The organism is Sphaerisporangium dianthi, from assembly GCF_042654065.1.
Lineage (GTDB): Bacteria > Actinomycetota > Actinomycetes > Streptosporangiales > Streptosporangiaceae > Sphaerisporangium > Sphaerisporangium dianthi.
This window is the reverse complement of sequence record NZ_JBHSFP010000027.1, coordinates 1-13,375: the sequence shown is the minus strand read 5'-3', so window position 1 is coordinate 13,375 and position 13,375 is coordinate 1. Positions and strand designations below refer to the sequence as shown.

At 70.6% G+C, this 13,375-nt stretch carries 8 protein-coding genes and 1 pseudogene; 8 read left to right on the top strand and 1 reads right to left on the bottom strand.

Annotated features, from left to right (window positions below; genetic code table 11):
- Positions 1 to 202 precede the first annotated feature (202 nt).
- A complete protein-coding gene (locus ACFO60_RS29805) occupies positions 203 to 1,489 on the top strand; it encodes an MFS transporter (RefSeq protein ID WP_380846687.1) in 1,287 nt (428 codons plus the stop codon).
- Positions 1,490 to 1,924: 435 nt separating this feature from the next.
- Here the strand turns inward: ACFO60_RS29805 and ACFO60_RS29800 are convergent, their stop codons facing one another.
- On the bottom strand, positions 1,925 to 2,938 hold the full coding sequence (locus ACFO60_RS29800; protein WP_380846684.1) for a LacI family DNA-binding transcriptional regulator: 1,014 nt from the start codon (positions 2,936 to 2,938) through the stop codon (positions 1,925 to 1,927).
- 275 nt (positions 2,939 to 3,213) lie between these two features.
- Here ACFO60_RS29800 and ACFO60_RS29795 point away from each other — a divergent pair, with 275 nt between their 5' ends.
- From ACFO60_RS29795 to ACFO60_RS29765, 7 genes and pseudogenes are all read left to right on the top strand, one after another.
- Positions 3,214 to 4,491 carry an extracellular solute-binding protein gene (locus tag ACFO60_RS29795; protein WP_380846681.1) on the top strand — a complete coding sequence of 426 codons (1,278 nt, stop codon included), beginning with the start codon at positions 3,214 to 3,216 and terminating at the stop codon, positions 4,489 to 4,491.
- Positions 4,492 to 4,641: 150 nt separating this feature from the next.
- On the top strand, positions 4,642 to 5,640 hold the full coding sequence (locus tag ACFO60_RS29790) for a carbohydrate ABC transporter permease (protein ID WP_380846678.1): 999 nt from the start codon (positions 4,642 to 4,644) through the stop codon (positions 5,638 to 5,640).
- On the top strand, positions 5,637 to 6,494 hold the full coding sequence (locus tag ACFO60_RS29785) for a carbohydrate ABC transporter permease (RefSeq protein WP_380846675.1): 858 nt from the start codon (positions 5,637 to 5,639) through the stop codon (positions 6,492 to 6,494). The genes ACFO60_RS29790 and ACFO60_RS29785 overlap by 4 nt, the downstream gene beginning before the upstream one ends.
- Positions 6,495 to 6,554: 60 nt before the next feature.
- Positions 6,555 to 7,940, top strand: a complete 1,386-nt coding sequence (locus ACFO60_RS29780; protein WP_380846672.1) for a glycoside hydrolase family 5 protein — start codon at positions 6,555 to 6,557, stop codon at positions 7,938 to 7,940.
- 255 nt (positions 7,941 to 8,195) lie between these two features.
- Positions 8,196 to 11,207 carry an endo-1,4-beta-xylanase gene (locus tag ACFO60_RS29775; protein WP_380846669.1) on the top strand — a complete coding sequence of 1,004 codons (3,012 nt, stop codon included), beginning with the start codon at positions 8,196 to 8,198 and terminating at the stop codon, positions 11,205 to 11,207.
- 36 nt (positions 11,208 to 11,243) lie between these two features.
- A complete protein-coding gene (locus tag ACFO60_RS29770; protein WP_380846666.1) occupies positions 11,244 to 12,785 on the top strand; it encodes a glycoside hydrolase family 43 protein in 1,542 nt (513 codons plus the stop codon).
- Positions 12,786 to 13,143: 358 nt separating this feature from the next.
- Positions 13,144 to 13,375, top strand: a pseudogene (locus tag ACFO60_RS29765) (alpha-galactosidase); the annotation flags it as partial.

Here is a 13,375-nt window from a genome sequence, read left to right as displayed (position 1 = left end):
GCTCTCCCTCGGGGGCGGTGATGTCTTATCGGGACGGTGGAGTGGGCTCTTCCCGGGGATAGTGGTGTCTTCCCGGGACGGTGATGTGGGCTCTCCCCGGAGAGGTGAAGGGGTTCTTTCTCGGGAGGGTGAAGTGGGTCTTTCTCGGGGCGGTGCGGACGGCTACGATCCGAACACGTCTCGTCACCCTGGAGCCGCGCCGGTGAGCACCGTCCCCCCCGTCACACCGTCACACGATCTACCTCTCGCCCTCGCCGAGCCCGTCAGACGGGTCGGCCCGCGCTGGGTCGGGTTCATCTCGCTGGCCAACCTGGTCCTGTGGATGGGGTACTTCGGCCCGCTCCAGGTGCTGCTGCCGCAGCAGATCGCGCTGGCGGCCCCTGCGGGCAAAGAGAGCACCCTGGCCTGGGTGACCGGCGTCGGCGCCGCGGTGGCCATGGTCTTCAACCCGGTGGCCGGGGCCCTGTCCGACCGCACGGCCGGCCGCTTCGGCCGGCGTCACCCGTGGACGCTGCTGGGCGCGTTCGCCGGTGGCCTGGGCCTGGTCTTCCTGGCGTTCCAGGGATCCGTCGCAGGCGTGCTGATCGGCTGGTGCCTGGCGCAGGCCGGGTTGAACGCCATGCAGGCCGCGCTCACCGCCGGCGTCCCCGACCACGTCCCCGTCCGCCAGCGGGGCGAGGTGTCCGGATGGATCGGCGTCCCGCAGACGCTCGGCGTGGTGCTGGCGGTCGTGCTGGTCACGATGGTCGTCACGACCACCGGGTCCGGATACCTGCTGATCGGCGTCCTCGTGCCGCTCGGCGTGCTGCCGTTCGTCCTGACCACGCCCGACCCCCGGCTTCCCGCCGCGCACCGGCCGCCGTTCGACCTCGGGAGCTTCCTGCGGGGGTTCTGGGTGAGCCCGCGCGCCCACCCCGACTTCGCCTGGGCCTGGCTGACCCGATTCCTGATGCAGCTCGGCAACTCCATCGCCCTGCTCTACCTGCTGTACTTCCTCACCGACGCGGTGGGCTACGAGCGGCTGTTCCCCGGGAGCAAGGCCGAGGACGGCCTGCTGGTGCTCGTCGTCGTCTACTCCGTCGCGGTGGTCCTCACCGCGGTGATCAGCGGCGTGATCTCCGACCGCATCGGCCGGCGGAAGAAGCTCGTGACGGTGGCGGGCGTGGTCAGCGCCGTCCCCGCCGTGATCATGGCCTTCTGGCCCCAGTGGACGATGGTCCTGGTCGCCGCCGTGATCATGGGCATCGGGTTCGGCGTCTATCTCTCGGTGGACAACGCCCTGGTCACCCAGGTGCTCCCCGCGGCGGCCGGCCGGGCGAAGGACCTCGGTGTGATCAACATCGCCAACTCCGGTCCGCAGGTGCTCGGGCCGGTGATCGCCGGCCCCATCGTGTCCGGGCTGGGCGGCTATCCGGTGCTGTACCTCACCGCCGCGGCGCTGACGCTGCTCGGCGCGGGCCTGGTGTGGAAGATCCGTTCCGTCCCCTGAGCCGTCGTGCCCGGCCGGGGGGACGGGCCGGCGACGATTCCCGCCTCCCGGCCACCGGTGATCGCCCGCCTGCGCGTGCCGCCTCGGCCGTTCGCGACCGAGGACGGTGAACTCCTCGTGGCCCGTGTCGCACGTGCGGGCCGGAGCGGCGCCGGGAGATCACGGCGGCGTGGGTGCCGCTCCGCGCCGCCGTGATCCGATCGTGTCCCGCCGACGGCGGGCACGGCGGATTCCCGCAGGTGGAGACCCGTGGCCGGCTCGGCACCCGGGCCTCCGAAACGTTTCAAAAGTTCAGCGGAAGTTTTCGTTCCCGAACCTAAAACGGGCAGACGATAAACGTCAAGACCGTCCGGCCGCCGTGCGGAGGGCGGAATCCGCCTCGCGCGGCCGCGGCCGGCGCCCCTGAGGGGCCGGCCGCCGGGGCAGCGCCGGGACTCACGAGGTCGGCGAGGCCGTGCTGTCGCGGATGAGCAGGTCGGTGGCCAGTTCCACCCGCCGGGTCTCCAGGGAGTCGCCGCGCGAGATCTCCAGCGCCATGCGCGTCGCCAGCGCGGCCATCTCCTCCAGCGGCTGGCGCACGGTGGTCAGCGGCGGCCACGCCGAGCGAGCGAGGGGCAGGTCGTCGAACCCCACCACGCTGAGATCGTCGGGCACGCGCAGCCCCGCCCGCCGCACGGCCTCGAACACGCCGAACGCCTGCATGTCGCTGCCCGCGAAGACGGCGGTGGGCCGGTCGGGCAGTTCGAGGAACGCCTTGCCGTGGACGTGGCCGGAGTCCACCAGGAAGTCGCCGTAGCGGATCAGCGAGGGGTCCACGGCCACCCCCGCGGTCTCCAGGGCGGCGCGGTAGCCGTCGATGCGCGCCCGGCTGCAGAGCATCTCGGGCGGCCCGCCGATCATGCCGATGCGGCGGTGGCCGAGCTCCAGCAGGTGACGGGTGGCGGCGAGGCCGCCGTGCCAGTTGGTGGCGCCCACCGAGGCGACGTCGGGCGCCGGCTCGCCCTCGGGGTCGACGATGACGAAGGGGATGGAGCGGGCGAGGAGCTGGCCGTGCTGCCGGCGGGTCAGCTTGGAGGCGACCAGGACCACGCCGTCGGTGCGGCGGGCGGCGATGCGGTCGAGCCAGTCGCGCCCCGGCCCCGAATGGGTGTGCAGCACCGAGACCACCACCGCCGCGTCGGCCTCGCGAGCCGCCGTCTCGGCGCCGCGGATGATCTCCATCGCCCACGGGCTCTCGATCTCGGCGAAGACCAGGTCGATGAGGCCCACAGGACCGTCTCCCTGACCGGTGCGCCGCCGGTAGCCGTGCTCGTGGAGCAGGCGTTCGACCCGGCGGCGTGTTTCGGGCGCCACCTCGGGGCGGCCGTTGACGACCTTGGACACCGTCGGGACCGAGACTCCGGCCTCCTCGGCGATCAGAGCGATGGTGACCCGCCTCTTCGCTGACATGCGACGGAGTGTATCCGAAAGCTTTCGGAATTTCGCCGCCGGGGCCACTGTTCTGAGCGACCCCTCGCGCGCCATGCTGTCCTCGACACAGCGAACCCGTTCTGTCGTGGCTATTGACGTGTTACGGGGGCTTTACGTACTCTCCGGGTCACGAAATATTCGGGGGTGTCAAAGAAAGTTTCAGAGTTCTCGGCGGGGGAGTCGTAGCTTCTCAGGCGGGCGCGCGAAGAAGGCGAAGAAGGAAGGAAACCACGATGTCGTTGACTCGGCGAAGTGTGGTGTTACTAGCGGCGGCGACGGCGCTGCTCGCGGGTGGGTGCGGAGGAGGGCAGACGAACGCGGGTGGGACGGCGACCGGAGCGGCGTCCGCGGCCAAGGTCACGGTCGAGTGGTGGAACATCTCCACCACTGAACCCATGAAAAGCTTCTACGCGCAGAAGGTCAAGGAGTACCAGGCCGCGCACCCGAACATCACGATCAAGAACGTGCCGATCGAGAACGAGGCCTTCAAGGCCAAGCTCGCCACGGTCACGCAGTCCGGCAAGACCCCGGACATCTACACCACCTGGGGTGGTGGCGTGCTGAAGCAGCAGATCGACGCCGGGCTGGTGAAGGACCTCTCCTCCGAGGCCGCCACCTGGATCGCCGACTTCACCACGGCCTCGCTGGCGGCCTACCAGTTCGACCAGAAGACCTACGCGATTCCGCAGGACATCGGCATGGTCGGCTTCTGGTACAACAAGACGCTGTTCGAGAAGGCCGGCATCGCCGCGCCGCCCGCCACCTGGACCGAGTTCATCGACGCGGCCAAGAAGCTCAAGGCGGCCGGCATCACCCCGATCGCTCTCGCGGGCAAGGAGAAGTGGCCCGGCCACTACTACTGGGCCTACCTCGCCATGCGCATCGCGGGCCTGGACGCGCTCAAGCAGGCGGCCGTCGACGACGACTTCAACAAGCCCGACTTCATCGCGGCCGGCGCGAAGCTGAAGGAGCTGGCCGACCTGCAGCCGTTCCAGAAGGGCTTCCTCGGCGCCGCCTACTCCACCCCCGACGGCCAGGCCGCGCTCATGGGCAACGGCAAGGCCGCCATGGAACTGATGGGCCAGTGGGCGCCGACCGTCGAGAAGGACGCGAGCAAGAAGGGCCTGGGCGACAAGCTCGGCTTCTTCCCCTTCCCGGCCGTCGACGGCGGCAAGGGCTCGGCCACCGACGCCTTCGGCGGCGGCGGCGGGTACGCGGTCGGCGTGAACGCCCCGCCTGCGGCGGTTGACTTCCTGAAGTTCCTCTCCAGCAAGGAAGTCCACGGCGCGGCGGTGGCCACCGGCGCCATCCAGCCCGTGCTCAAGGGCGAGGAGGGCGCCGTGAAGGACCCGAACCTCGCCGTCGTCGCCAAGCAGCTGGCCGGCGCCACCGGGTTCCAGCTCTACCTCGACCAGGCCTACCCGCCGGCCGTCGGCCAGGAGGTCAACGACAGCGTGGCCGCGCTGATCGCCGGCTCCAAGACCCCTGAGCAGGTCACCCAGGCCATCACCGAGACGGCCAAGTCCGAGTAGCGAGAACGCGGACGTCGAAGTGGGAACCACGCACGTCGGGACGGGCGGGCGTGGTTCCCGCCCGCGGCCCGCCATCACCACCGACCACCGAGCGGCACCGTGCCGCGTTTCCCCAGGGCTGCGCCCGGGGCTCCACGCTGGGGGAAGACGATGACACGACCCGCGCTGACCGACCGGCCCTCGGACGCGGCCGACCCGCCGCGCCGGGCGAGCCCGCGCCCCGCTCCATCCGCGCGCCGTCGCCGGTTCAGGGGTCTGGCGACGATCACGCTGTTCCTGCTGCCCGGGCTCGTGCTGTTCGTGCTGCTGGTGCTGGCGCCGATCGCGGTGGCCGCGTACACCAGCCTGTTCAAGTGGAACGGGCTCGGGGGTCTGCCGGACAACTGGATCGGGCTGGACAACTACACCCGGATGTTCGCCGACGAGGTGTTCCTCGGCGACCTCCGCCGCGGCGCGCTGCTGATCGTCCTGTCCCTGGTGATCCAGCTCCCGCTCGCTCTGGCGATCGCGATGCTGCTCAACCAGAAGATGCGCGGCCGGGCGTTCTACCGGCTGCTGTTCTTCGCCCCGTACGTGCTCTCCGAAGTGATCACCGGTGTGCTGTTCTCCATGATCCTGTCGCCGGAGGCGGGCCTGGCCAACCAGATCCTCGGCGCCATCGGCCTGGAAAGCCTGCAGTCGAGTTGGCTGGCCGAGCCGGACACGGTCATGATGTCGCTGTTCCTGGTCATGATCTGGAAGTACTTCGGCTTCCACATGATCCTCTATTTGGCCGGCCGCCAGTCCATCCCCAAGGAGCTCGGCGAGGCGGCCTCGATCGACGGCGCCGGCCCCTGGAAGCAGTTCCGGTACGTCACCCTTCCGCTGCTCGGGCCGACGATCCGCATCAGCGTGTTCCTGTCCATCATCGGGGCCATCCAGCTCTTCGACCTGGTGTGGGTGCTCACCTCCGGCGGGCCCATCCACTCCTCCGAGACCATGGCCGTCACGATGTTCCAGTTCGGCTTCAAGCGCTCCCAGATCGGCTACGGCAGCGCCATCAGCGTCGTGATGTTCCTGATCAGCCTGGTGTTCGCGCTCGGCTATCAGCGGTTCGTCATGCGCCGGGACACACAGGGAGCGATCACCACCATGGGAGACCAGCGATGACCGCGCACACCAGGGAGCAGTCGGGGCCCCGCCTCGGCCGGCTCCGCTCCATCTCGCTGCACACGGTCGTGATCATCCTTGGCGCGTTCGTCGTGGTGCCGCTGCTGTTCGCCGTGATCGGCGGGTTCAAGGACACCGGCCAGCTGTCGGTCAACCCGTTCGGCCTGCCCGACCCGTGGGTCCCGTCGAACTACACCGACGTGCTGTTCTCCGGCTCGTTCTGGCGCCAGCTCGTCAACAGCGTCTTCGTCGCGGGGGCCACGACGCTCATCGTCGTCGGGCTGTCGGCCATGGCGGCGTACGTGTTCGCCCGCTTCGCCTTCCGCGGCAGGGAGTTCCTCTACACGCTGTTCGCGATGGGGCTGATGTTCCCCTTCGCCGTGGCGATCCTGCCGCTGTTCGTCCTGCTGCGGATCATGGGGCTGCTCGACAACCCCTTCGGCGTGATCCTGCCGCAGGCCGCCTTCGGACTGCCCATGACGATCATCATCCTGCGCGCCTTCTTCCGCACCATCCCCCGGGAAGTGGAGGAGGCCGCGACGATCGACGGCTGCACCCCCTTCGGCTTCTTCTGGCGCATCCTGCTGCCGATGGCCCGGCCCGCCCTCGCCACCGTGTCGGTGCTGGCGGTGGTGGCGAGCTGGAACAACTTCTTCCTGCCACTGGTGATCTTCAACGACCCCAACTGGTGGACCATCCCGCTGGGCGTCCAGCAGTTCACCGGGCAGTACTCCGCCGACACCGCCCGGATCCTCGCCTACATCGTCCTCGCGATGGTGCCCGCCCTCGCGTTCTACGCCGTGGCCGAGCGCCAGCTCATCGGCGGCCTCACCGCGGGAGCGACGAAGGGGTGACCCGCCTGCACGGTACACCGAGCTTCCACGGCCGATGAGGCCATCCCCGAAGGAGCGCTGATGACCCTGCGTGTGTCCGGATCCAATCTTGTCGCCGCCGACGGTACCCCGGTACGGCTGCGCGGAGTGGGTCTGGGGGGCTGGATGAACATGGAGAACTTCATCACCGGCTACCCCGCCAACGAGTCGGCCATGCGCGGCGCCGTTCGAGAGGTGCTGGGGGAGGATCGGGCCGCGCTGTTCTTCGACCGGCTGCTCACCTCCTTCTTCGGACCGGAGGACGCCGCGTTGCTCGCCGCCATGGGAGCCAACTGCGTGCGCATTCCGGTGAACTACCGGCACTTCGAGTCCGACGACCGGCCGCTGGAGGTGATCGAGGACGGCTTCCGCCACCTCGACCGCGTGATCGCGCTGCTGGCCGAGCAGCGCATCTACAGCGTCATCGACCTGCACGCCCTGCCCGGCGCGCAGAATCAGCACTGGCACTCCGACAACCCCACCCACGTGGCGTCGTTCTGGCAGCACCGGCACTTCCAGGACCGCGCCGTCCACCTGTGGGAGGTGATCGCCGACCGCTACAAGGACAACCCGTGGGTCGCCGGGTACAACCCTATGAACGAGCCGGGCGACGTCGGCGGACGGGTCATCGGGCCGTTCTACGACCGCCTGGTCAAGGCGCTGCGCGCCGTGGACCCCGGCCACGTCCTGTTCCTCGACGGCAACACCTACTCCACCGACTTCTCCATCTTCCGAGAGGTGTACGAGAACACGGTCTTCGTGTGCCACGACTACGCGCTCGCCGGCTTCGCCCACGGCGGCCCGTACCCGGGGTACACGCGGGGCGAATGGGTCGACCGCGGCCAGCTGGAGCGCGCCTTCGAGGAGCGGTCCGCCTTCCAGCGGCAGACCGGCACCCCGCTGTGGGTCGGCGAGTTCGGCCCGGTCTACACCGGCGACCCGGCGATCGACCGGCAGCGCTACCAGATCCTCGCCGACCAGCTGGAGATCTTCGACGGCTACCAGGCCGGCTGGTCGCTGTGGACCTACAAGGACGTCGGGCTCCAGGGCCTGGTGCACGCCGACCCCGACGGGCCCTACATGCGGCGCTTCGGCGACTTCGTCGCCAAGAAGAAGCGGCTGGGCGCCGACCGGTGGGGCTCGACGATGGAGGAGTCCGCCGACGAGCTCGCGCCGCTGCACCGGCTCGTCGAGGAGGAGTTCCCCCACTGGGACCCCTACCCGTGGGGCGCCCGCTACCAGACCGACGACCTCCTGCGGCACATCCTCATCGCCCAGGCGCTGGTGCCGGAGTACGCCGCGCTGCTCGGCGGCCTGGACGACGGCGAGCTGCTCGCCCTGGCCGACTCCTTCGCGCTCGGCGCCTGCGTGCGGCGCGACCCGCTCATCGAACTGCTCACCTCCAACCTCACCTCCGGCGCCGCCTGACGGCGAGGCCGGCCGCCTCCGAGAACGACGACGTCCCCGGGCCTTCGCCGCAACCTGGTCCGCTCCTCCGGCGCCTCATGCCGGGGACCGGCCCCCCGTCCGGCCTCCGGCACCTGACCTCGGAGGACCCGCAGGCGGACGGCCCGCCCGAACGTCCGGCGCGTGATCGCCGGGACCGTGCCCGGTCCCGGCGATCGCTGTTGACCGGGCTCTTTCGCACCTGGATTCGCTCGACCTGACCTTGAGGAGACCAGCATGCGCTTCCCGCGTTCGTGGGCGGCGGCCGCCGCGTCATGCCTTCCACTGGCCGTCCTGACCGTCCTGTCGCCCGTGGCGGCGGGGACGGCGCGGGCGGCGGCGCCCGTGCCGATAGCGGCCTACGACTTCGAGGACGGCACCGCCCAGGGGTGGACGCCGCGCGGCTCCGGAGTGTCGGTCGCGGCCGCGCGGGACGCCGCCCACTCGGGCGGCGCGTCCCTGCTGACCACCGGCCGCACGGAGACCTGGCACGGCGCCTCCATCACCCCGCCCCTGGAGAAGGGGGTGACGTACTCGATCACCGCCCACGCGCGCCTGGCGCAGGGGACGCCCGCCAACACGGTCGCGCTCACCGTGCAGCGCACCCCCGACGGCGGCACGACGACCTACGAGCGGGTCGGCGCGGGCACGGTCACCGACGCCGCCTGGGTCGAGATCAGCGGCACCTACTCCTTCACCGCCGACTCGCCCGACCTGCAGCTCTACGCCGAGAGCTCGGAGGCGACCGCGGCCTTCTACCTCGACGACATCACCATCACGGCCGACACCGACCCCGGCACGTCCGGCGTCACCAGCGACTTCGAGACCGGCACCGCCCAGGGATGGGCGCCGCGCGCCTCCGCCTCGCTGACCGTCGTCGCCGGCCAGGCCCACGGCGGCGCCGCCAGCCTGCTCTCCACCGCCAGGAGCGCCTCCTGGGACGGCCCCGCGCTGCGCGTCCTCGGCAAGATGACCAAGGGATCGAAGTACGCGCTGTCGGTGTGGGTGCGGCTCGGGCCGGACACGACCTCGGGCGACCTCGGCCTGTCGGTCGAGCGCGGGCTGAACGGGACGGCGGCCTACGACCGGGTGGCCGCGCCCACCGCGATCACCGCGGGCGGCTGGACGCAGCTGAAAGGTTCATACACACTGGCCTACGACGTGGACTTCCTCAGCGTGTACGTAGAGTCGCCGAGCGGGACCTTCCCGTTCTACATCGACGACTTCACACTGTCGTACGTGCCCGCCAAGCCCGTCCAGACCGACATCCCGCCGGTGAAGGACACGCTGCCGTTCCAGGTCGGCGCCGCGATCTCCAGGGCCCAGACCATCGGCGGGCACGGGGAACTGCTGACCAGGCACTTCGACAGCGTCACCCCGGGCAACGCGCTGAAGTGGGACGCCACCGAGCCGCGCGAGGGCGAGTTCACCTTCGACGAAGCCGACCACCTGGTCGCCTACGCCGCCGACCACGGCCTGAGGTTCCGCGGCCACACCCTCGCCTGGCACAGCCAGACCCCCGCCTGGGTCTTCAAGGACGGCGACCGCGACCTCACCGCCACCCCCGCGGACAAGGCGCTGCTGCTCGGGCGGCTGGAGAACCACATCAGGACCGTGGCCGGCCGCTACAAGGGCAGGATCCAGACCTGGGACGTCGTCAACGAGGTCGTGGACGAGAACCAGCCGGACGGCATGCGCCGCAGCCCCTGGTTCCAGGTCACCGGATACGACTTCATCCGCACGGCCTTCCGCGTCGCCCGCGAGGTCGACCCGGCGGCCAAGCTCGTGATCAACGACTACAACACCGAGTTCCCGCGCAAGCGGCAGGCGCTGTACAACCTGGTCAGGAAGCTCAAGGCGGAAGGGGTGCCGATCGACGCGGTCGGCCACCAGCTCCACGTCAACATCGAGCGGCCCCCCGCCTCGGAGATCGAGAAGACCATCGAGACGTTCGCGGCGCTCGGCGTGGACCAGCAGGTCACCGAGCTGGACGTGAGCGTCTACACCGACTTCGTCTCCTCCTACACCACCGTGCCCGAGGCGGTGCTCGCCGAGCAGGGACACCGCTACAAGGAGATCTTCGACGTCTTCCGCCGCCAGGCCGCCCGGCTGTCCTCGGTCACCGTGTGGGGCCTGGCCGACGACGACACCTGGCTGTCGACCTTCCCGATCACCCGGCTCAACCCGCCGCTGCTGTTCGACGACGAGCTGCAGGCCAAGCCGGCGTACTGGGGCGTCGTCGACCCGGCCAGGCTGCCGCCGCTGACCCGCCGCCTCGACGCGCCGAAGGCCACCGTGAAGGTCGACGCCGAGCGCGAGCAGCAGTGGGACCTGCTGCCCGACACGCCGATCGCCCGGGTGGGCGACCTGGCCGCCCGCTTCCAGGCCCGCTGGTCGCCCGCGGGGCTGGCCGTCTGGGCCGAGGTGGACGACCGGACGTGCGACAAGGCCGACACCGCGACGGTGCGGCTCGGCGGCGCCGACCGCGTGATGAGGCGGGACGGCCACGCCCCCTGGTACCGCACCGCGGCCGTCAAGAACGGGTACCGGGCCGAGGCCCTGCTTCCGGCCTCCGCGGCGCTCGGCGGCAGGCTGCCCTTCGAGCTGGTCGTCCACGACGGCAAGAGCGGCAAGGACGTGTCCTGGAAGGGCGAGCTGACGCTGACCGCGCCGGTCAGGCTGACCACGGCCGCCAAGGGCGCCCCGGTCATCGACGGAGTCGCCGACGCTGCCTGGTCCAAGGCGCCCGAGGTCACCACCGCCACCTGGATCCAGGGCGGCCCGGGCGCGACGGCCAAGGTGCGCGCCCTGTGGGACGCCGGCCACCTGTACGTCCTCGCGCGCGTCACCGACGCCGCCCTCAGCGAGGAGTCGCAGAACGCGTGGGAGCGGGACTCCGTCGAGATCTTCGTCGACCCCGGCAACGGCAAGACCAAGGGATACGACGATGACGACGGGCAGTACCGCGTCTCGTTCGCGGGCGAGCAGACGGTCGGCGGCACCTTCGACGCCGCCGGGGTCAAGGACAACCTGGTGAGCGCGGCCAAGGTCGTGCCGGGCGGGTACGTCGTCGAGGCGTCCATCGCGCTGCCGACGATCACCCCCGCCCAGGGCGGCCTGCTCGGGTTCGACGTCCAGGTCAACGACGCGACGGGCGCCGCCCGCACCGGCGCCGTCACGTGGAACGACTCCTCCGGCCGCTCCTATGTGAGCACGGCCGGATGGGGAGTGCTCGAACTGGGCAGGTAGTGCGGATCGTGCCGTCCGTAAGTAGAAAGGCCGTATGTGGTGCGCTTCAGCAACCCGATCCTGCCGGGGTTCCATCCGGACCCCTCGATCTGCCGGGTGGGCGAGGACTACTACCTGGTGACGTCGAGCTTCGAGTGGTTCCCCGGTGTGCCGATCTTCCACAGCAAGGATCTGGTCCACTGGCGGCAGCTCGGGCACGTGCTCGACCGGGCCTCGCAGCTGCCTCTCGACGGCGTGCGGCCGAGCGGCGGCGTCTACGCGCCCACGCTGCGGCACCACAACGGCCTCTTCTACATGATCACCACGCTCGTCGACGGGCTGATGGAGTCGGGCAACTTCATCGTCACCGCCGCCGACCCGGCCGGGCCGTGGAGCGACCCCTACTGGCTGCCCGAGACCGAGGGCTTCGACCCGTCGCTGTTCTTCGACGACGACGGCCGGGCGTGGGTGCACGGCGCGCGCCCCGCCCGGCAGCCGCAGTTCGAGGGCCACACCGAGGTGTGGCTCCGCGAGCTGGACCTGAACGGCATGAAGCCCGCCGGCGAGGAGCACGTGCTGTGGGACGGCGCCGTCAAGGGGGCCGTCTGGGCCGAGGGGCCGCACATCTACAAGGCGGACGGGACCTACTACCTGCTGGTGTCCGAGGGCGGCACCGAGCACGACCACGCCATCAGCGTCGCCCGCGCCAAGCGGGTCACCGGCCCCTACACCGGCAGCTCCCGCAACCCCATCCTCACCCACCGCAACCTCGGCCGCGACCACCCGATCGTCGGCACCGGCCACGGCGACCTCGTGCGCACGCCCGCCGGCGACTGGTGGATGGTGCTGCTGGCCATGCGGCCCTACGGCGGCGGATACCACTACAACCTCGGCAGGGAGACCTTCCTGACCCCGGTGCACTGGGAGGACGGCTGGCCGGTCGCCGGCCTCGTCCAGCCGTCCGGCGAGGCCCCCGCCCTCGCCACGTGCCGGTGGCCCACCCCGCCCGCCTGCGACGACTTCGACACCGTGCGCCTGCTGCCCCAATGGAACCACCTGCGCACACCGCGCGAGCCGTACTGGACCCTCACCGAGCGCCCCGGCTTCCTGCGGCTGCGCGGCCGCCCGGAGTCGATCACCGAACGGGCCAACCCCAGCCTCATCGCCCGCCGCCAGGAGCACGTGCACTTCGCCGTGCACGCCTCGATGGAGTTCATCCCCGAGAACCGCGAACGCGCCGGCCTGGTCCTGCTGCAGAACGACGACTTCCACATCCTGCTCGTCATGACCACGGGCGGCCTGACGGTGATCAGGAGGGAGGACGGCGTGGACCACACCCTGGTCCAGGCCGATGTACCTCCCGGCCGGCTGTGGCTCGGCGTGGAGGCACACGGGCAGGAGTACCAGATGCTCTACGGCACCCGGCCGGGGGAGTGGCGCCTGCTCGGCGAGCCGGTCGACGGCCGCGTCCTGAGCACCACCCTCGCGGGCGGCTTCATCGGCGCCTACATAGGCATGTACCTCAGCGGCGAAGGCCACCCCACCGGCAACGTCGCCGACTTCGACTGGTTCGAGTACCTTCCCCTCCCGGAGTACTGAGCCCCTCTGCCGGAGCGCTGAGCCGTTCCCGGCCGCCGCCGGCGGAGCATCGGGCCGGCGGTCAGGGCGGGGAGCGCGGTCGCGCCTTGAGCCCGCGACGCCGGCGGGCCGCGGCGGTCCCGAGCACACCGCGGGTCCTCACTGTAATTTTCAGCCGCGGTGCGGCGTCGGCGCAGCTCGCATGATCACGGCTTGATCCATGCTTGACACAGGTCCGGGACCGAAGCAAGGTCCACTGGACCACCCACGCCCGCGCGTCTGGTTGTTAGCGCTAACAACCGAGAAGTCGCTGGTCCGGTGCGGCCCCCGTCCGGCCCGTCGGCGGGAACCGGCCGCCCCACCCCCCGAGGAGCGCTCATTGAACAGCAAACGAATACGCGCCATTCTGGCCCCCGCCGCCACCGCGGCCCTGGTCCTCGCGTCGAGCGTCGCGGCGGTGACCGCCGCCGCCCCGGCGCAGGCGCTGGAGAACGGTGTGGCGCGTACGCCGCCGATGGGGTGGAACAGCTGGAACACCTTCGGCTGCAACATCAGTGAGTCGCTGATCAAGCAGATGGCCGACGCGATCGTCAACTCGGGTCTGCGTGATC